General features: G+C 67.7%; 19 protein-coding genes. 12 read left to right on the forward strand and 7 right to left on the reverse strand.

What is annotated here, in order from left to right:
* Positions 1-111: 111 nt before the first annotated feature.
* Positions 112-495 carry a hypothetical protein gene (locus C5B91_RS17415; protein WP_115820118.1) on the reverse strand — a complete coding sequence of 128 codons (384 nt, stop codon included), beginning with the start codon at positions 493-495 and terminating at the stop codon, positions 112-114.
* A gap of 442 nt (positions 496-937) precedes the next feature.
* On the opposite strand from C5B91_RS17415, the gene C5B91_RS17420 reads away from it, so the two are divergent.
* From C5B91_RS17420 to C5B91_RS17455, 8 genes are all read left to right on the forward strand, one after another.
* On the forward strand, positions 938-2515 hold the full coding sequence (locus C5B91_RS17420) for a helix-turn-helix domain-containing protein (protein WP_115820117.1): 1578 nt from the start codon (positions 938-940) through the stop codon (positions 2513-2515).
* A 109-nt stretch (positions 2516-2624) separates the two neighbouring features.
* Positions 2625-3398, forward strand: a complete 774-nt coding sequence (locus C5B91_RS17425; RefSeq protein WP_004971611.1) for a helix-turn-helix domain-containing protein — start codon at positions 2625-2627, stop codon at positions 3396-3398.
* A 97-nt stretch (positions 3399-3495) separates the two neighbouring features.
* The gene (locus C5B91_RS17430; protein ID WP_008097228.1) at positions 3496-3801 is read left to right on the forward strand and encodes a translation initiation factor; all 306 of its coding nucleotides are present in this window, start codon (positions 3496-3498) and stop codon (positions 3799-3801) included.
* Positions 3802-4023: 222 nt separating this feature from the next.
* Entirely contained in the window at positions 4024-5208 is a 1185-nt protein-coding gene (locus C5B91_RS17435; protein WP_049968793.1) for a hypothetical protein, read from the forward strand.
* 6 nt (positions 5209-5214) lie between these two features.
* Positions 5215-6009, forward strand: coding sequence for an ABC transporter ATP-binding protein (locus tag C5B91_RS17440; protein ID WP_199519542.1), 795 nt, complete (start codon positions 5215-5217; stop codon positions 6007-6009).
* 49 nt (positions 6010-6058) lie between these two features.
* Positions 6059-7255 carry an ABC transporter permease gene (locus tag C5B91_RS17445; protein WP_115820116.1) on the forward strand — a complete coding sequence of 399 codons (1197 nt, stop codon included), beginning with the start codon at positions 6059-6061 and terminating at the stop codon, positions 7253-7255.
* Between the two features lie 22 nt (positions 7256-7277).
* Complete coding sequence (locus C5B91_RS17450) at positions 7278-8450, forward strand: ABC transporter permease (protein ID WP_008097220.1); 1173 nt, start codon at positions 7278-7280, stop codon at positions 8448-8450.
* 102 nt (positions 8451-8552) lie between these two features.
* On the forward strand, positions 8553-9581 hold the full coding sequence (locus tag C5B91_RS17455; RefSeq protein ID WP_115820115.1) for a transcription initiation factor IIB family protein: 1029 nt from the start codon (positions 8553-8555) through the stop codon (positions 9579-9581).
* Between the two features lie 118 nt (positions 9582-9699).
* Here C5B91_RS17455 and C5B91_RS17460 read toward each other — a convergent pair whose 3' ends face one another.
* Complete coding sequence (locus C5B91_RS17460) at positions 9700-10149, reverse strand: hypothetical protein (protein WP_008097218.1); 450 nt, start codon at positions 10147-10149, stop codon at positions 9700-9702.
* Positions 10150-10244: 95 nt separating this feature from the next.
* Positions 10245-10739 (reverse strand): TRAM domain-containing protein, encoded by a 495-nt coding sequence (locus C5B91_RS17465; RefSeq protein WP_115820114.1) that lies wholly within the window; start codon positions 10737-10739, stop codon positions 10245-10247.
* A gap of 152 nt (positions 10740-10891) precedes the next feature.
* Between C5B91_RS17465 and C5B91_RS17470 the strand changes: the two genes are divergently transcribed.
* Entirely contained in the window at positions 10892-11089 is a 198-nt protein-coding gene (locus C5B91_RS17470) for a hypothetical protein (RefSeq protein ID WP_008097216.1), read from the forward strand.
* Between the two features lie 21 nt (positions 11090-11110).
* Here C5B91_RS17470 and C5B91_RS17475 read toward each other — a convergent pair whose 3' ends face one another.
* From C5B91_RS17475 to C5B91_RS17485, 3 genes are all read right to left on the reverse strand, one after another.
* The gene (locus C5B91_RS17475) at positions 11111-11629 is read right to left on the reverse strand and encodes a phage tail protein (protein ID WP_115820113.1); all 519 of its coding nucleotides are present in this window, start codon (positions 11627-11629) and stop codon (positions 11111-11113) included.
* The gene (locus C5B91_RS17480; protein WP_008097214.1) at positions 11626-12225 is read right to left on the reverse strand and encodes a phage tail protein; all 600 of its coding nucleotides are present in this window, start codon (positions 12223-12225) and stop codon (positions 11626-11628) included. The genes C5B91_RS17475 and C5B91_RS17480 overlap by 4 nt, the downstream gene beginning before the upstream one ends.
* 192 nt (positions 12226-12417) lie before the next feature.
* Positions 12418-14508, reverse strand: coding sequence for a heavy metal translocating P-type ATPase (locus C5B91_RS17485; RefSeq protein WP_394337595.1), 2091 nt, complete (start codon positions 14506-14508; stop codon positions 12418-12420).
* A 437-nt stretch (positions 14509-14945) separates the two neighbouring features.
* On the opposite strand from C5B91_RS17485, the gene C5B91_RS17495 reads away from it, so the two are divergent.
* The 3 genes from C5B91_RS17495 to C5B91_RS17505 all read left to right on the forward strand — a co-directional run bounded on the left by C5B91_RS17495 (position 14946) and on the right by C5B91_RS17505 (position 16509).
* A complete protein-coding gene (locus C5B91_RS17495; RefSeq protein ID WP_115820112.1) occupies positions 14946-15545 on the forward strand; it encodes a MarR family transcriptional regulator in 600 nt (199 codons plus the stop codon).
* Between the two features lie 218 nt (positions 15546-15763).
* Positions 15764-16102, forward strand: a complete 339-nt coding sequence (locus tag C5B91_RS17500; RefSeq protein ID WP_049968786.1) for a hypothetical protein — start codon at positions 15764-15766, stop codon at positions 16100-16102.
* 56 nt (positions 16103-16158) lie between these two features.
* Positions 16159-16509, forward strand: coding sequence for an SHOCT domain-containing protein (locus tag C5B91_RS17505; protein ID WP_115805575.1), 351 nt, complete (start codon positions 16159-16161; stop codon positions 16507-16509).
* Between the two features lie 13 nt (positions 16510-16522).
* On the opposite strand, the gene C5B91_RS17510 is transcribed toward C5B91_RS17505, so the two are convergent.
* Entirely contained in the window at positions 16523-18655 is a 2133-nt protein-coding gene (locus tag C5B91_RS17510; protein WP_049968784.1) for a glycoside hydrolase family 3 protein, read from the reverse strand.
* Positions 18656-18780 lie beyond the last annotated feature (125 nt).

Here is an 18780-nt window from a genome sequence, read left to right on the forward strand (position 1 = left end):
CTGGAGAGGGTGAGCGCCGGCGCGGGCACGAGCAGTCGGGTGTACCAGTCGAGCGTGCCGTGCCTCGTTCGCGGCGCGGGCGTCAGCGGGTCATCGGTTCGACTGCGACTGTCACGCCGAGTCGTCGGTCGTCGTTTCGTTTTCGGTCGTCTCGTTCGTCGATGTCTCGTTCGTCGATGTCTCGTTCGCCGTGGTCTCGTTTTCGGCCGTCTCGTTCGCCGTCGTCGAGTTGTCGAGCGACGAGTCGGTCGTCTCCATCGTCGTCTCGGTGGTTTCCATCGTCGTTTCTTCCGTCGTGGTCTCGTCTTCGGTTGTCGCCTCGACACCACCGGTCTCTGCGGTCGTCTCGGTGCCGCCGACCGCGGGTTCGGCGTCCGTGCCGTTCGTCCCGTTCACCGGGCCGCCGCTCCCGCCCGTGTCCGTACAGCCGGCGAGGGCGACGGTCGCCGCGGCGACTCCGGCACCGAACTGCCGTCGAGTGAGGGTTTCGCGCATCGCAGTCAGCAGTATCGCTCGGCGGATGATAATGGGGAAGAGTCGTCCCGACCGTTCTCTCCCGAGCAACCGTTTCGCCTGGCCGTTTCGACCGTTTCAGTCGGATTAACGGAACGTTTTCCGGCGGGGCGAGCGCCGACGAAAGCGGTTCTGTACGTCGGTTACCTCACGTCAGAGGGGCGACCGGGCGAGAGACGACAGGGGGCGAGTGCGAGCGGCGACAAGCGGCGACCGAGGCCCGTCGAGAGACGAGAGAGGCGCCCGTGAATCTCAGCGACGACGGCCGAGACCGACGCCGCACCCGCACCGCAACGACCGGAGTATAATTAACTATTTGGGAACATTCTTGGTAAATTGACTTTCAAAAGGGTTGTAAAATGCCCAATGGACATATAAACAAAACATTATACACTAGCAGAGTCGACAGATAAGGAGCGAACACATGCCAGTCAAACGCGTCTCGCGGGTCGGGTGGGCGCTCGTCGTGACGTTGCTCGTCGTCGCGGCAGGCCTCTCACCGGTCGCCGTCGTCGCGGCGGACGGCGTCGAGGTGGGTGCGGTCAACCACGCCGGCGCGGGCGTCGTCGCGACCGAGAACGGCCGGACGTACGTCGCCTCGTGGCAGCCGTCGACGGTTTCGGTGGCCGTCGCATCCGACAGCGACGACTACGAGGTCTGCCTACAGACCGACCTCGACGACGGCTCGACGATGCTGTTGGCGTGCGAACCGCTCGGGAGCGCGGGGGCGAACGCGAGCGATGAGCGGCGCGTCGAGTTCGCCTTCACGACGTGGCCGGTGAACGCGACCGGCGACCGAACTCTGACCGCCGTCGTCAGACCCGGCGGGGGCGGCGAGCCGGTCGCGCAGGCGAGCCACGGCGTCACGGTGCTCGCGCCGGCCGGGGACGCCGACGGCGACGGCCTCGGCAACCGGGACGAACTCGACCGCGGTACGGACGTGCTCGTCGCCGACACCGATACCGACGGCGTGCCCGACGGCGAGGAGGTGAACCGCTACGAGACCGACCCGACGAACACGGACACCGACGGCGACGAACTCAGCGACGGCGTCGAGGTCAACGAGCAGGGGAGCAACCCGACCGAAACCGACACCGACAGCGACGGTCTCGACGACGGCGCGGAAGTGACGACCCACGGCACGGACCCGACGACCGCCGACACCGACGGCGACGGCCTCGACGACGGCGCGGAAGTCAACGATTACGAGACGAATCCGACCGAGGCCGACACAGACGGCGACGGCCTCGAAGACGGCCCCGAGGTCAACGTCCACGAGACGGACCCGACCGCCGCCGACACCGACGGCGACGGCCTCGAAGACGGCCCCGAAGCCAACCGATACGAGACGAACCCGACCGCCGCCGACACCGACGGCGACGGTCTCGACGACGGCCGCGAGGTCAACGTCCTCGGGACCGACCCGAACCGCGGCGACACCGACGGCGACGGGCGCGGAGACGGCGCGGAGGTCGAAGCGGGGTCGGACCCGAACGCCGCGCCGGGGTCGGTCGTCGGGTCGCTGGGGCTCGGTGGCGACGGCTGGCTACTCGTCCTCGCGGTCGCGGCCGTCGCGGTCGTCCTGGTCGCCGTCGGCGCGCGAGTCCGCGGAAGCGAGGTGCGGGCGCTGCTGTCGGACGTTCGCTCTCGCGCGACCGACCGCACCGCCGGCCGGCGCGACGGGGCGGCGGCGGACGCAGTCCAAACGGGCGGGAGCGACGGCCCGGTTCGCCCGGAGCCGACCGCCGACGCCTATCCCGGCCCGGAGGAACTCCTCGACGACGAGACGCGCATTCTCAAACTCCTCGACGACAACGGCGGTCAACTCCGACAGTCGAAGGTCGTCGAGGGAACGGGCTGGTCGAAGTCGAAAGTGAGCCGCGTCCTCTCGCGGATGGCCGACGAGGGCAGCGTCGCCAAGATAAACCTCGGCCGAGAGAACCTCATCGCCCGCCCCGAGAACGTGCCCGAACACGCCCGGTCGCCGTTCGACGAGTCCTGAGCGGGGCGAGCGACCGAAGTTCGGGCCCCGAGCCCGTGGTCCCGGGCGGCGAGCCGAAGTTGGAACATACCAACCAAGGCTATAGGCCTTCGGCGACTACCTCGAATCCATGCGCGAATTCGTCTTCACCGTCGAGTACGAGCGGGGTGCCGACGAGGTGATGGACCTCTTCATCGAGAACCCGGACTTACACTCCAAGACCATGGCGATACACGCCACGAGCGAGTCGATGTGGCGACTCGACCGCCTCACCGGGCCGACGGAGGCGCTCGAAGCGTTCGACGAGGTTATCGAACAGGCCACCCGGTGCAACGGCGTCCTCGGGATGTGCGGCGCGCCGGTCGTCGAGTGGGACTACGAGGTGCTCTCGGAGACGCCCAACGGGCGCATCGTCTACTCCTGCCGCGAGGAGGGCGACGGGATTCAGTCGATTCCGCACGTCGCCGCGAAGCACATCGGCGACGGTCTCCTGATGCAGGCCGAGCGCCGAGGGGCCCAAAACCAGTGGCGACTGCTCATCTCCGACGACGACACGGTGAGCGAGATTTACGAGGAGGTCAAAGACAGCCTCAGCGACGGCCTTTCGCTGAGCGTCCAGCGCATCAGCGAACCCGAATGCTGGCTCGAAGAGGGCGTCTCCGCCGACGGCCTCCCGCCGGAACAGCAGGCGGCGCTCGAAGCCGCCGTCGAGTTCGGCTACTACGAGACGCCGCGCCAGCACACCGTCCAAGAGATTTCCGAGGAACTCGACATCCCGAACTCGACGCTCCAGTACCGTCTGACACGCGCCGAGGCGTGGCTGGCCCGGCAGTTCGTCACCGGCACGCTCGGCACCGAGGTCGAAGAGCGCGTCGACCCGGAAAAGCTCGAAGCGAGCGCGTGACCGACGACTCGGGTCGAACGTCCCGCGGGACACGCCCACAGGAGGGTTGGAATATTCCAACCACATCCTGATACGCCGCGGACGCGTACCCGAATACGTGGGAAAGGACACTTTCAGCGACATCACCGGCCTGCCGGACGACCTCGGAATCGGCGACGACCTCGCGCGGGCGGACCAGCGCGCGTCGATTCGCGTCGACACCCGACGGTACGGTAAGCCCGTGACGGTGGTCGACGGCCTCGACCTCCCGACCGACGAACTGGACGCCCTCGCGTCGACCCTGAAGCGACGGCTCGCAGTCGGCGGGACCGTGACCGACGACGGACGTATCGAGCTACAGGGCGAACACGGCGAGCGCCTCGAAGCCGCGCTCCGCAACGAAGGCTTCGGCGTCGAGACCTGATTCCGGGCGCCGCCCGTCGAAGTCGCCACCATCTTACCTGACCTTACTGCACCTCGCCCCACGCCACCCCGACCGCGTTTTTCCCGGGAAGCGACCGAGTGCGAACCCAGCAGGAAGACTGGTTCGGCAACAGACATGTAAACCAAGGAACTTATGTGGAGCTGGCTAGTTCGACTAGCCAATGATGGCAGCAAGACAACATTATCACGTGAGGAGAAACGGATGAGTCCGCGGGAACCGAACGACGGCGTCGGCTCGGTTCTCTCGTGGCTCTTCGTCGCGGTCATCGTGCTCTCGACGGTCGCCGTTCCGCTGGCGACGGGGCCGGCGAAAGCGGCCGAGGCGCACATCGGAATCTCCGACGTGACGGTCGCGCCGGCGGAGCCGACGCCCGGCGAACAGACCGACCTCGAAGTGACGATTCGGAACGGCGAGAACAGCCCGAGCGTCGTCGACGTCACCGACGTCTACGTCCGCCGACAGGGAAGCCCCACCGACATCGCGCGCATCGAAGACGTGGGAACGATAACCATCGGGTCGAGCATCACCATCCCGGTCGCCGTCTCGTTCGACGAGCCCGGGTCGAAAAACCTCCGCGTCGTACTGGTCGGCAGACAGAACGACGGCTCGCACGTCCGGGTTCGGTACCCGGTGACCGTCGACGTGAAGGAGGTCTCCCGCCCGCAGCTAGAGCTCTCGACCGAGGAGGCCGTGCCCGGTGCCACTCGGTCCGTGAACGTCACCGTCTCGAACGGACTCACCGAGGACATTCGACAACTGCGGGTCGTCTCCTCCTCGTCGGAGGTGAACTTCAGCGTCACCGAGCGCGTGAAGCCGCGGCTGGAGGCGGGCAACGCCACGACGTTCACCTTCCCCGCGCGGGTCGACGAGGCCGGGTCGTACCCGGTGAACGTGACGCTCCAGTACTCGAACCGCGGCGAGAAACACGAACTCACCCGCACGTACCGCCCCGCGTTTAGCTCTCCGACGAACCCCGGACAGGTCATCCTGACCGACGTGCAGGCGACGCAGGCCGGGGGCGCGCTCGAAATCTCGGCGACCGCCGGGAACGTCGGCTCCGACGCCGTCGAGGGAGTCGTCGTCTCCGTCGCGGACTCGTCGAGCGTCGAGCGAAGCAACTACTTCATCGGGAGCATCGACGGGAGCGACTTCTCGTCGTTCACCCTCCGAACCGCCGCACAGGGCAACGTCTCTTCGGTTCCCGTCGAGGTTCGGTACAGCGTCGGCGGCGTCGAGAAGTCGGTCACCACGTCGGTCAGCGTCGACCGTCAGACGATGCGTCGCCCCGTGCCGGACTCGGGGGCGGGCGGGCTCCCGCTCCTCCCGGTCGGCGGTGCCGCCGCGGTCCTCCTCGTGGGTGCGGTCGTCTATCGCTGGCGGAGCTGACGACAGATGAGATGGGACATCTCCGACTCCGAGGAGGCGGAGCCGGCGGAGGCCGGCCGCGAGGACCTCCCGAGTGACGCCGCGAGCCTCGCCGGCGACCTGATACTCCGCGGCGAAGACGTCACGAAGGAGTACCAGACGGGGACCCAGACCGTCCGGGCGCTGAAAGGCATCAATTTCGGCATCGCGCCGTCCGACTTCGTCGCCATCGTCGGCCCCTCGGGGAGCGGGAAGTCCACGCTCCTCAACCTGCTGGGCCTACTCGACGTGCCGACCGACGGCGCGGTCAGTCTTCGGGGACAGGACGTGTCGACGTTCTCCGACGCGGACCGAACCCGAAAGCGGAAGCGCGCAATCGGCTTCGTGTTCCAGAGTTTCTACCTGATTCCGACGCTGACGGCGCTGGAGAACGTCGAGATGCCGCGGATGCTCGACAAGACACCGGTGAAGACGCGCGAGCGAGCGAAAACACTGCTTCAGCGGGTCGGCCTCGGCGACCGGCTCGACCACTACCCCGACGAGCTGTCGGGGGGACAGAAACAGCGCGTCGCCATCGCGCGGTCGCTCATCAACGACCCCGCGCTCCTGTTGGCCGACGAGCCGACCGGGAACCTCGACCGCGACACCGGCGACGAAATCCTCGCCCTGTTCGACGAACTCCGAGCCGAGGAGGACGTGGCCATCGTCACGGTCACCCACGACGCCTACGTCGCCGAGGAGGCCGACCGCGTGGTGAACCTCGTCGACGGCGTCATCGAGGACACGGGCGAGACAGCTGCTGACGGGGGGCACGGAGCGTGAGCGTCTCGAAGCGGCGGCCGCGCGCCGTTCTTGTTCGAGGTGCGTCCCCGTGAGTTGGCTCCGCCGGGTGACCGCCCGGTTCCCGACGGTCGTGTTGGCCCGCCGAAACCTGTCGCGCGCCACCGCGCGGACCACGCTGGCCGTCGTCGCCATCGTCATCGGCGTCGTCGCCATCGGGACCATCGGCGCGGGCGGCGAGGCGTTCAAACAGGACCAGATGGAGGCGTACGAGGGGTTCGGCGGGACCGCCACCGTCAGCCCCGTCTACTACCAGAACGACGACGGGGACATCGTCGGCGGCATCTCGGACAAGGACGTCAGTCGAATGCGACAGGTGACCTCGGGCGCGACGGTACACCCCGTCATCGAGCGCTGGGACACCGTCGTCCGCACGTCGTCGGGAGAGACCTCCCCCTCGGCGCAGGTGAAGGGACTGGCGGCCCTCGGGACGTTCTACGAGGCGCAATCGGGGTCGATACCCGATAGCTGGCGACAGCAGGTCGTCGTCGGCTCCCGGTTCGCCGACAACAACGACGTGGAGACGGGCGACCAGCTGACGGTGACGATAAACGGGAGCTTCGAGCGGACGTTCCGCGTCGCTGCGGTGCTCGAACCGCAGGGGTTCGCCGACCAGCTACAGGCCGACCGCTCGGTGTTCCTCCCGTTCGACCGCCTCAGCCAGCTCGAAGACTCCGATTCGAAGTACGGCTCGGTCATCGTCAGGGTCGACCCGCAGACGGGGTCGATAGACGAGGCGGCCGAGAGCCTCGAGACGGAGTTCAACACCCGAAGGCGAACCATCGCCGTCTTGGGGGTCCAAGAACAGCGGGAGCGCTTCAGTCAGACGTTCGAGATGATAAACCAGTTCCTCATCGGCGTCGGCTCGATTTCGCTCCTCGTCGCCGCGGTCACCATCGCGAACACGATGTTGATGACGGCGATAGAGCGCGAGCGCGAAATCGGCGTCATGCGGGCGGTCGGCTATCCCAAGCGGGCGGTCGTGAGCCTGCTTCTCGCCGAGGCGACCATCCTCGGGCTCGTCGGTGCCGCAATCGGCGTCCCGCTCGCGCTCGGCATCGGGATGGGGCTCAACCAGTTCCTCGTCGGCGACCCGCTGGCGTTCACGGCCGCGGGGCTTCGATACGTCGGTCTCGGGGCGCTGTTCGGCGTTCTCACGTCGCTGTTCGCCGGCGTGTACCCCGCGTGGAAGTCCGCGAACAAGCGGCCCGTGGAGGCATTAGAATGACGCGAACGAGGGGCGAGAGACGATGAGCCTGCGCCACCGAATCGCCGGGCGGTTCCCGCGGCTCGTCATCGCCCGGCGGAACATCTCGCGGGCGAAGGTCCGGTCGATACTCGCGGCGGCCTCGATACTCATCGGCGTCGTCGCAATCGGCGCAATCGGCGCGGGCGGCGCGGCGTTCAAGCAGAGCCAACTGCAGAGCATCCAAGCCCAGGGCGCGACGAACGTCTACGTCTCGCCGGGGGCCGACATGGAGGCGTCGCACTTCGACAGAGAGGACGTCAAAGCGATAGACGAGACGGTCGGGGCGGCCGCGGTCGTGGCGACGCAGACCGGGAATATGGAGCTGATAACGGACGACGGCACCCGCGAGGGGGTGACTGTCACTTACGTCGACGACCCCCGGAAGACACACGAGATAGCGCGGGGAGAGATTCCCCTGAACTGGCGGCAGAGCGTCGTCGTCTCCCACGAGTTCGCGGCCGACCGTGGCGTCGAACTCGGTGAGCGCCTCACGTTCGTCTCCGAGACGGAGACGGCCACCGGGACGATCGAGACCGAACACACCTACCGCGTCGTCGCCGTGCTGGCCGAGACCCAGTCGTTCGGCGGGAGTCGGCTGTACCTCCCCATCGAGGAGACTGGGGACCGACAGTACAGTCGCGTGCAGGTGATGACAGAGTCGACTGACAGGGCCGAAGCCGTCGCCGAGGCGCTCCGAGACCGCTTCAACGACCGGAAAGACAGGCTGTTGGTGTTCGAACTCACCTCGCTCGTCCGCCTGCTCAAGACGCTCGTGAACGGAATCAACGCGTTCCTCGCGGGCCTCGGCTCCATCTCGCTTCTCGTCGCCGGCGTCTCGATTGCGAACACGATGCTGATGGCCGTCATCAAGCGCCGCGAGGAGATCGGAGTCCTGCGGGCGGTCGGCTACGGGAAAGGCGATATCGTCCGGATTCTCCTCGTCGAGGCGGTGCTCCTGGGCGCGCTCGGATCGGCGGTGGGGCTCGCTATCGCCGTTGTCGTGGCGATGGTGGCGAACGCGCTGTTCCTCGGCGACCCCTTCGCCTTCACGCAGTCGGCGCTCCTGTACTTGGCCGGGGCGGTCGGGTTCGGTATCCTGACCAGCCTGCTCGCCGGCGCGTACCCCGCGTGGCGGGCGGCGAACGAGCGGCCTATCGACGCGCTCCGGGGCTGAGTGGTCGGAATCGCCCTCCGGCCGTCACCCCTCGAATCGAAGGTATTTGGCATATTCCAACCGAGGGCCCATTACCCTCGATAGAGAATAAACCGATACTCAATGGATACGAAACACGTCGACTGGCGTTCGATGCGGGACGAGTCGGCACCGACGGCGGAGCCAGAGGCCCGACAGTCCGGCGACGAGCGCGACGAAGACGAGGCCGAGTCGTCCGAGGCGGCGGTCGCAGACCGGACCGACCTCGTCTACGACGAGCAACACGGCGAGTGGGTCGACCCCGAGACGGGCGAAATCCTCCGCGAGGACGAAATCGACCGCGGCCCCGAGTGGCGCGCGTTCGACGCCGCGGAGCGCGATCAGAAGTCCCGCGTCGGGTCGCCGACGACGAACATGATGCACGACAAGGGGCTGTCGACCAACATCGGCTGGCAGAACAAAGACGCCTACGGCAACTCCCTGTCGTCGGGACAGCGTCAGAAGATGCAGCGGCTCCGCACGTGGAACGAGCGGTTCCGCACCCGCGACTCCAAGGAGCGCAACCTCAAGCAGGCGCTCGGCGAGGTCGAGCGGATGGGCTCGGCGCTCGGGCTTCCGGACACCGTCCGCGAGACCGCCTCGGTCATCTACCGCCGCGCCCTCGACGACGACCTGCTCCCCGGCCGCTCCATCGAAGGCGTCGCCACGGCCGCCATCTACGCCGCGGCCCGACAGGCCGGCGTCCCGCGCTCGCTCGACGAGGTCCGACGCGTCTCCCGAGTCGACAAGATGGAACTCACCCGCACGTACCGCTACGTCTCCCGCGAGCTGGGCTTGGACATGAAGCCGGCCGACCCGGCGCAGTACCTCCCGCGGTTCGTCTCCGAACTCGACGTGACGGACGACGTGGAGCGCCGCGCTCGGTCGCTCCTCGACAACGCGAAGCGACAGGGTATCCACAGCGGCAAGAGCCCCGTCGGCCTCGCGGCGGCGGCCATCTACGCCGGCGGGCTGCTCGCCGACGAGGAACTGACGCAGTCCGAGGTGAGCGAGGTGACCGACATCAGCGAAGTGACAATCAGGAACCGCTACCGCGAACTCCTCGAAGCGACCCAGAAGTCGGGCGAGATGACCGTGGGTTCGACCGCGTAACGCGGGATTTCGGGCGCTAAAAGCCGCTTTTCTCTTCGATTCGGTCCGTTTCGTTTTCAGCCGGGCGTTCAAACCGTTCGGGCTCGGCCGCGAGGACGCAGTAACGTTCTCGGACCCGTCAGCGATTGCACGTGCACGACGAGCGAGTCGCACCGCCGCGTCCCGGCAGAGCGCCGCGGGCGCGGGCGGCGAACGCGCTCGCAGTCCCGCGGACTGCCCGCCGGAGGCTCGATTCGGGGCGTCGCTCCCGGAAGTCGAAGTAGAGCGCCGTCGGCAGGAGAAGCGAGGCGTACACGCCGCTGACGGCGACGGCAATCTGTAGCGGATGGTCGGCGGGAACGACCGCCCAGCCGACCGCGATAAGCGCCCACAGCGCGATGCCCTGTCGGACGGTCGGGCGCCATTGGTTCGCGGGCGTCGACTGCGCCCGCGCGCCTGGGCCGCCGTCAGCGTCGGCGGCGGCGTCGACGTCGACGCTCGATTCGAACGCCGGGCGGTCGGCTCGGGGAGACTCGGTTCGTGTGTCGTCGCGTGGAGAAGAGGCGTGACGGAGCGTTCGTTCGGACATGCGGTGGTACCGACGGCTACGGCTCGGAACCTAATGGGGCCCCGGTTGGAATATGCCAACACCGCGGGGCGAAAGCCGCGGTCGGTCTCGACGGGTCAGTTGGCGCCCGCGCCGTCGACCGGTTCCGCGAACGCGACGGTCTGTTTCACGTCGGTGATTTCGACCTCGACGCGGTCGCCGGGCTCCGTGCCGGGGACGATGATGACGAAGCCGCGTTCGACCTTCGCGATGCCGTCGCCCTGGTCGCCGAGCGTGTCGATGATGACGGCTCGGACGTCGCCCTCCGCGACGGGCGGTTTTCGCGGCTGTGAACGCGCCTCGCGGGAATCCGACGCCGAGGCCTCCGGTTCCCGCTCGCCGTCCGAACTGATGCCGCGGCCGTCGGTCGTCTTCGCTGCCGTCGGTTCGGCCGAAGCCTCGGTCGTCGACGCGGTGCCCGGACTCGTCAACAGCGCGACGCGGTACAGTTCCTCCGTCGAAATCGACCCGTTTTCGACGAGTTCGCTCGGAATCGACACCACGTAACGGTCGCCGTCTCGCTCGACCGAAGTCTCGAAAAGGAGCCGAAGAGAATCTGAGATATCAGTCACTTCCCCCTACTTCGCGTCAAACCAAATAAAAGGTGGTGAAAATACCGCACTCGTCTCGGGCGACAGAGACCAGTGGAACCTACCGAGACCCGACTTGCGACGGACCTCGGGCGCGCCCGAAGACACATGACAACGTGGTTTGAATTTCGAGTATGGCACGCGACACGCTCGTTTCGTGGCAGACGTTCGCGCTGTTCGTCCTGTTCCCGCCGGCCGCGCTCGTCGCCCTCGTGTTCTTTCCCCTGACGCTGCTCGTCTTCGGGTGGCTGTACTACCGCGGTAAATACGAGGCGGTGCTGGAACCGGAAGACAGCGGCCCCAAAGGACAGTTGAGCGACTCCGCCCGGTAGACCGGCGCGCCAACCACCAGTTCAGTCGGCGCACTCGTCGAGGTCGGAGAGCGAGTCGATTCCTTCGTGGCTCAGTTCGAGCGACTCCGTCGCCACCGCGGCCGCGTCGGCGACGAGGTGCGGCCCGGTCCACCTGACCGGCGTCGCCGCCCGGCAGACCCACCCGCGGACCGGTTCGCCGGTCGCGTCGAGCAGGCAGATGCGAACGTCCTGCGGGGTCGTCTCGCCGTCGACCCACGACCGGAACCACGCCCACAGCGACCGGTCGTCGGTGACGCCTCGGCGGAGTTCGAGCGGCGGCGAACTGGTCGCTCGGCGCGACGGCGAGGGAGGCCGCGGTCGCGGACCCGGTCGCTTCCGCGCGCGGGGGTCGTGGCGGTCGGTCTCGGGCGGCGGCGAGTCGGACCGCGCCACGTCTCCGTTCGTGGACTCGACCGCCACCGAGAGCCCGCGAACCTCGGAGAACCCCAGTTTCGGGAGCGCGTCGCACCGAACCCGAAAGCGGTGTGCACCGTAGGGAGTCGACTCAGCCGCGGTCACGTCTCGTCGGGCTCCTCGTCGCCGGCGCGGCTCGTCTTCAGTCGCGGTTCGTCGATTCCCTGCGGCAGTCCCTCGCCGACCGGGAAGTCGAGGTCCGGGAGCGACGGGGTCGAGCCGCCGTCGCTCTCGGTGTCGTCCTCGTCGTCACCGGTTTCGACCGCGACGCGAGCGAATCCCTCGTGGACGACGACGAGGCGTTCGACGGCGACTTCGGAGGTCATCGCGTCCAATCGGGGCGCGTCGTACCGCGAAGGCCACGCCTCGCGGAAGACCCAGCGAGCGGCGGGGTTGCCCGTCGCGTCCAGCAACACGACCGCGGCGTCGCGCCGGGCTTCGGTCATCTTGCCCTGCTCGACGAGCGTCCGCCACTCGGACAGTTCGAGCGACCGGTCGGTCACGCCGACTTCGAGCACGAGCGGCCCGTACTCGTTCAGTCCGGGAAGCTTCCGCGGCGTCGGCTGGTCTGCCCCTTCGCGGTACTCGACGACCGCCGAGGTCGCAGACGGGAGGTCACAGCGGCTGAACCCGGCGGTCACGAGTCCCTCGATTTCGAGCACGAACCGAAGTTGTCGGTACGGGTCGGTTCGGGCAACCATCGTTAGGGGCCTCCGATGAGGACGAGCACCGGCATCCGGGGCACAGCGGTCCGCGAAGTATTGTCACGTGAAAACATGGCAATCGTGACTCGCCGCGGCGGCTAATGAACGTGTACCCTACGTGTGAAAGCACGCGGAATGGGAGATATGTACGAGCCGTCAACCGGAGGCTATAGCACAGACGGCCTCCCATCAGGCCGAGAGGTCGACGCCCCGGAGCCGGCGGGCGTTGATAGCGACGATAATCGTCGACAGGGACATGAACACTGCGCCGACCGCCGGCGACAGGAGGATACCGACGGGCGCGAGGACGCCGGCAGCGAGCGGGAGCGCGAACACGTTGTAGCCGGTTGCCCAGACGAGGTTCTCCTGCATCTTTCGGTAGCTCGCCTTCGAGAGCTTGACGAGCCGAACCACGTCTACGGGGTCGTTGTCGACGAGGATGATATCGCCCGATTCGATGGCGACGTCGGTGCCGGAGCCGATGGCGATGCCGACGTCCGCCCTCGCGAGCGCCGGTGCGTCGTTGACCCCGTCACCGACCATCGCGACCCGTTTCCCCTCGGACTGGAGCCGCGCTATTTTGGTGTCTTTCTCCTCGGGCAGGACCTCCGCGAAATACTGGTCGATGCCGAGTTCCGCAGAGACGGCGCGCGCGACGTCCTCGGAGTCGCCGGTCAGCATCGCCACCTCGATTCCCATCGCGTGCAGCGCCTCGATGGCCCGCCGGCTCTCCTCGCGGACGACGTCGGCGAGCGCGAACGCCGCGACGACCTCCGACTCGTCGCGAATCAGATAGATGACGGTCCGCGCGTTCGAGCCGGCCTCGTCGGCGAACGACGCGATGTCGTCGGGGCGCTCGACACCGAGTTGGTCTATCAGGTTGGGGCCGCCGAGGTGCACCGTCTCACCGTCACCAGAACCCGATTCGGGTTCTGGTTGGCTCGACGGAGCGCCGCTCTGTCGAACGTCGACGGTCGCCCGGACGCCGAGTCCGCGGAGGTTCTCGAAGTCCGACACCGTGGCCCGTCGAACGTCGCGGTCGGCGGCGGCGTTCCGAATCGCGCGGGCGATCATGTGCTCCGAGTCGCCCTCGACGCCCGCGGCGACCTCGAACGCCCGCGTCTCGTCCCAGTCGCCCGCGGTCTCGACGCCGACGACCCCCTGTTCGCCCTTCGTGAGCGTGCCCGTCTTGTCGAAGACGACGGTGTCGAGGCGTCTGGCTTCTTCCATGGCGATTCGGTCGCGGACGAGCATCCCGTTCCGGGCGGCCGTCGAGGTGTTGATTGCGACCACGAGCGGGACCGCCAGACCGAGCGCGTGCGGACACGCGATGACGAGAACCGTCACGACGCGTTCGAGGACGCCGACGCTGAACCCGACCGCGAGAACCCACGCAACCGCCGTGATTCCCGCGACGGCGAGCGCGGCGTAGAACAGCCACCCCGCCGCGCGGTCCGCAAGGAGTTGCGTGCGGGATTTGGACTGCTGGGCGTCCTCGACCAGACGCATGATGCCCGCCAGCGCCGTCTCGTCTCCCGTCTTCGTGACCCTCACGCGGAGGCTCCCGTCCTGATTGACCGTGCCGGCGATGACCTCCGAACCGGCGTCCTTGTCGACGGGGCGGGACTCGCCCGTAATCATCGACTCGTCGACCGACGACTCGCCTTCGACGACTTCGCCGTCGGCGGGAACCGACGCGCCGGGCCGGGCGAGCACGACGTCGCCTTCCGAGAGCGCGGAGACGGGGACTTCCTCTGTGTCTCCACGCTCGGTGACGCGCTCGGCGGTGTCGGGCATGAGTTTGGCCAGTTCGTCGAGCGCCCCGGAAGCCTGCCGGACCGACCGCATCTCCATCCAGTGACCGAGGAGCATGACGTCGATGAGCGTGACGAGTTCCCAGAAAAACGGCGTCGTCCCCTCGATGAACAGGCTCGCAATCGAGTAGACGAACGCGACGGTAATCGCCAGCGAGATGAGCATCATCATCCCCGGTTCGCGGCTTTCCAGTTCGGTCCGAGCCATCGAGAGGAACGGCACACCGCCGTAGGCGAAGACGACGATAGAGAGGACGGGCGTAATCCAGACGCTTCCGGGGAACGTCGGTGCGGTGTAGCCGAAGACACCTTGGACGAACTCGCTGAAGTAGACGACCGGCAACGACAGCGCGAGCGACACCCAGAACCGCCGCCGAAACATCTGTTCGTGGCCCGAATGGTCGGTGTGAGCCTGGCGATGGTGGTGCGACGAAGCGTCGTGGTCGTGGTCTGGGTGGGTGCTCATGGATTGGTGGGTGGTGCCGTTCCCCGTATCTTGTCCGGAGCCTGAAACAGCGCGGCGCGGTCAGGCGAAGGAGATTCGGGAGCGGGCGGCGAGGCGGTCGTCGAGCGGCATGCGGTCCTCGAACCGTCTAGGTTCTCGCAGACGCGAGAAGCGCATCGTATCACGCGACTTCGGCTCTCTGTTCACGGTCAGCGGGTATCCCTCGACGGAGACAGTCGCCGACGTACACAGAAACGTACGCTCTCCGACCTTATGCGGATTTTCCCTTCGAAACATCGGCTCTGAGACGGTCGGTATCTTGGAATCGAAAACATCGCGGGTCATCCCGGACCCCACCGAGCGCACGCAGGAGTGGACGAGGCAATCACAACTGGTACACCGGTGTCGCTCCAATCACCGTGCATGAACGAGCACCACGGCGAACCGAGGCGGGACGGATGAATCGGCGACGGGCCGACGCGGTCGTCGGCGCGCTCGTCGCTGGCACCGTTCTCATCGGTGGGGCGCTCAGTTGGCAGGCGTACCAGCGACAGCAAGCGTTCGAGCAGATGGGCTCGATGATGGATATGGGAACGTCGATGGGGGCCGTTCACGGAACGAACCCGCTGTGGTACGTCCTCGGGACAGTCCTCGCCGCGACCGTCATCGGCGGCGGGTATCTCGCGGTTCGAGACGCGCTCGACGGTGCGGACGCGAGCGAGCGCGTTCAGGACCAGACGGTGAATCCGACCGAGCGAGAGCGGTCCGAACCGCCGGCGGAAGCCGAGGAATCGGGGGAAACGAGTCCCTCGGCGTCGCACCCGCGAACTCGCGTGCTGGACCTCCTGCCGGAGGACGAACGCCGGGTGCTCGAACCGGTTCTCACCTCGCCCGGTATCACGCAGATAGAACTCCGGGACCGCTCTGACTTCTCGAAGAGCAAGGTGAGCCAGACGGTGAGCGCCCTCGAAAAACGCGGGTTGCTGTACCGCGAGCGACAGGGGCGGACGTATCGAATCTATCCGAGCGACGAGTTACAGCAGAACCAAGCGCCGTAGCCGACCGCCGCGGCGTCTCTTCTCCCGCGGGGTGCCCGAACCGGTACGGGAGAGTACGCGGAGAAACCCGACACCGACGAATTCGGCGCGGATGAACGGTCTCGTTTCTGAAAAACGATTAGAGCGCAGTATAAACGTTCTCGAACGCTCTCAGCGCAGGGTTCACACCCATCCCGATAACCCCGGAGCGGCCCTACGACCAACCGAGGAGAAACACAATGACCAACGTCAAACTCGGCCGCTGGCTGCTCGCGGTGCTCGCAATCGTCGGACTCGCGGTCGCCGCGCCCGCGGTCAGCGCACACGGCGACGAAACGGCTGTCGACGACGCGGCCCCGGCCGGCGGAACCGCCGCCGAGTGGGCGGCGTGGATGGAGTCGCAGATGACCGAACACATGGGACCGGAGAGCGTCGAGTGGATGGAGTCGCACATGGGCGTGACCGTCGACGAGATGGCCCGGGACATGGCTGACGGCGACCACGACCACGGAAGGTACGGACAGAACGGCGGAATGTACGGGCAGAACGGCGGAATGTACGGACAGGGCCACTGCTGACGGCTCTGACCGGCTGAATCGCCTCGACAGAACACCGCAACTCACCGATTCGAAATATGACACAATGTGACACGCACCACGGACGTACTGCTCGCCGACTCGCGATGCTCGCGGTCCCGCTACTGGTCGCGGCGACCGGCACGGCCGCCGCCATGGGCGGCGGGTACGGCGGCGGCATGATGGGTGGCGGCTGGGGGCTCTTCGGCGGCGGGATGGGCCTCTGGGGACTCCTCTGGATGGGGCTACTGCTCGCGGTTCCGCTGTACCTCGTCTTCGCCCTCGGGAAGCGGCGGGAGACCGAACCCAACGAACGGCCGCTGTCGGTCCTCCGAACCCGCTACGCGCGGGGCGAACTCTCGGACGACGAGTTCGAACGGCGGCGCGAACGGTTGAAGCGCACCGAATAGCTCGTTCGGCAGTCTATCGTGACACCGTCGTCTCGGCTCGAACGTCGCGAGACGAGCGACCGACCTCGATGACGTAGTCGCCGGCGTCGACAGTCCACCCCTCGGAGTCGTCGTATCTTCGGAACGCGTGCTCGGACAGGGTGAGTTCGACCGTCTCGGTCGCGCCGGCGGCGAGTTCGACGGCCGCGTAGCCGGCGAGTTCTCGCGTCGGGCGCTCGACGCCCGCGACGGTCGGCGGCCGGACGTACGCCTGGACGACCTCTCTCCCGTCGCGGTCGGACGCGTTCGTCACCTCGACCGCGACTGCGTCGTCGCCGCGCACCTCCGCCTCGCCGTACTCGAAGGTCGCATACGAGAGCCCGTGGCCGAAGGGGTAGGTCGGCTCGTCGTCCGCGTCGGCGGCGTCGAAGTGTCGGTAACCGACGAAGACGCCCTCGTCGTACCGCGCCTCGTCGTCGACGCCGGGGTATCGTACCTCGGAGGCCGCGGGATACGACCCCTCGGGCGCGAACGTGACCGGGAGGCGGCCCGAGGGGTCGGCGTCGCCGTAGAGGACCGACGCGAGCGCGTCGCCGTCGGCCTGTCCGGGGTACCACGACTCGACGATAGCATCGACCGAGTCGCGCCACGGCAGTTCGACCGGGCCGCCGGACTGGACGACGACGACGGTCCGGTCGGCGGCGTCGGCGACGGCCGCGACGAGTTCGTCCTGTCCGCCGGGGAGTCGGAGCGACTCGCGGTCCGCGCCCTCCGTGGTCGCGTCCCTGACGACGACGACCGCGACGTCGGCCTCGCGGGCGCAGTCGGCCGCCGCGTCGATGTCGGGCGTCTTCCCGCCGGGGAAGTCGTCGGCGTCGCCATCGGAGTCGGCGTCCCCGCCGTCGAAGAACGAGGGCGTGACGACGCGCTCGACGCCGGGCTCGAACGCGACCGAGCCGTCGGTCCGGGCGCGGATTCCTTCGAGCGCCGAGACCTCGCGGGCGGGGGTGACCTCGGAGGAGCCGCCGCCACCGAGCATCGCCTCCGCGACACCGGGGCCGACGAGCGCGACGTCGGCGTCGTCGGAAAGCGGAAGTGCCCCGTCGTCGTTCTTCAGGAGAACGGTGCCGCGGGCGGCGAGCGTCGCGGCGAGGTCGCGGTGTTCGGCCGTGTCGAGCGCGCCGCCGTCGCCCCACTCGCCGTCGAGGAGGCCGATACGGGCCATCTGCCCGAGGATTCGCGCGACCATATCGTCGAGGCGGTCGGCCGGGACCGCACCGGACTCGACCGCCGGTTTCAGTTCGGTCGCGAACTTGGGCGTCGTGGTCTCGCCGGCCGGGATGCTCTCGTCGTCGCCCTCCGCCAGCATCTCGGCGTCGGGGTCGATCCCGAACGCCTCGTGGAGCGCTTCGAGCGAGATACCCGGCATTTCGAGGTCGAGGCCGGCGGTGGCCGCACCGACGGCGCTCGCGGTTCCGAACCAGTCGGAGACGACGTAGCCGTCGAAGCCCCACTCGTCTTTCAGTACCTCGGTGACGAGCCGCCGGTGGTCGCTCATGTGCGTCCCGTTGACGCGGTTGTACGCGGTCATGACCGACCCCGCGCCGGCCTCGACGGCCGCCTCGAATCCGGGGAGATAGAGCTCTCGGAGCGCCCGCTCGCCGACCTCGGCGCTGACGACGAGTCGCTTCGTCTCCTGGTTGTTGGCGACGTAGTGCTTCGGCGTGGCGATGACGTCCTCTGACTGGAGGCCCTCCACGGCCGCGGCGGCGAAATCGGCCGTCACGACCGGGTCCTCGGAGTAGTACTCGAAGTTGCGCCCGCAGTTGGGGACGCGAACGAGGTTCAGCCCGGGACCGAGAACCGCGTGCTGGCCGCTGGCTTTGGCCTCGCGGGCCATCGCGACGCCCTGTCGCCGCGCGAGTTCGGGGTCGAACGTCGACGCCACGGCGATAGAAGCCGGAAAGGCGGTCGACGAGCGACCGGGGATACGAATCCCGAGCGGCCCGTCGGCGAGACGAAGCTCGGGGATGTCGAGTCGGGGGACTCCGGGGACGTAGCCCGTCGCCGTCCCCTCGGGGTCCGCCGCGCCGCGCACGAGCGAGCACTTCTCGTCGAGGGAGAGCGAGTCGACCACGTCGGAGACGTCGGTATCCGAGAGAGCCATAGAACTAGTACGAGTTTCGCCAGTGGCTCGAATAGTGTTGTGATGCCAGCAGGGAAGGCACCTTGTCGGAGAGTCGACGACCGGGGCAGTGAATGTCGACGAGGCAACGGGTTTTTGAACTCGTC

The sequence above is a fragment of the Haloferax sp. Atlit-10N genome (assembly GCF_003586325.1).
GTDB classification, from domain to species: Archaea; Halobacteriota; Halobacteria; order Halobacteriales; family Haloferacaceae; genus Haloferax; species Haloferax prahovense.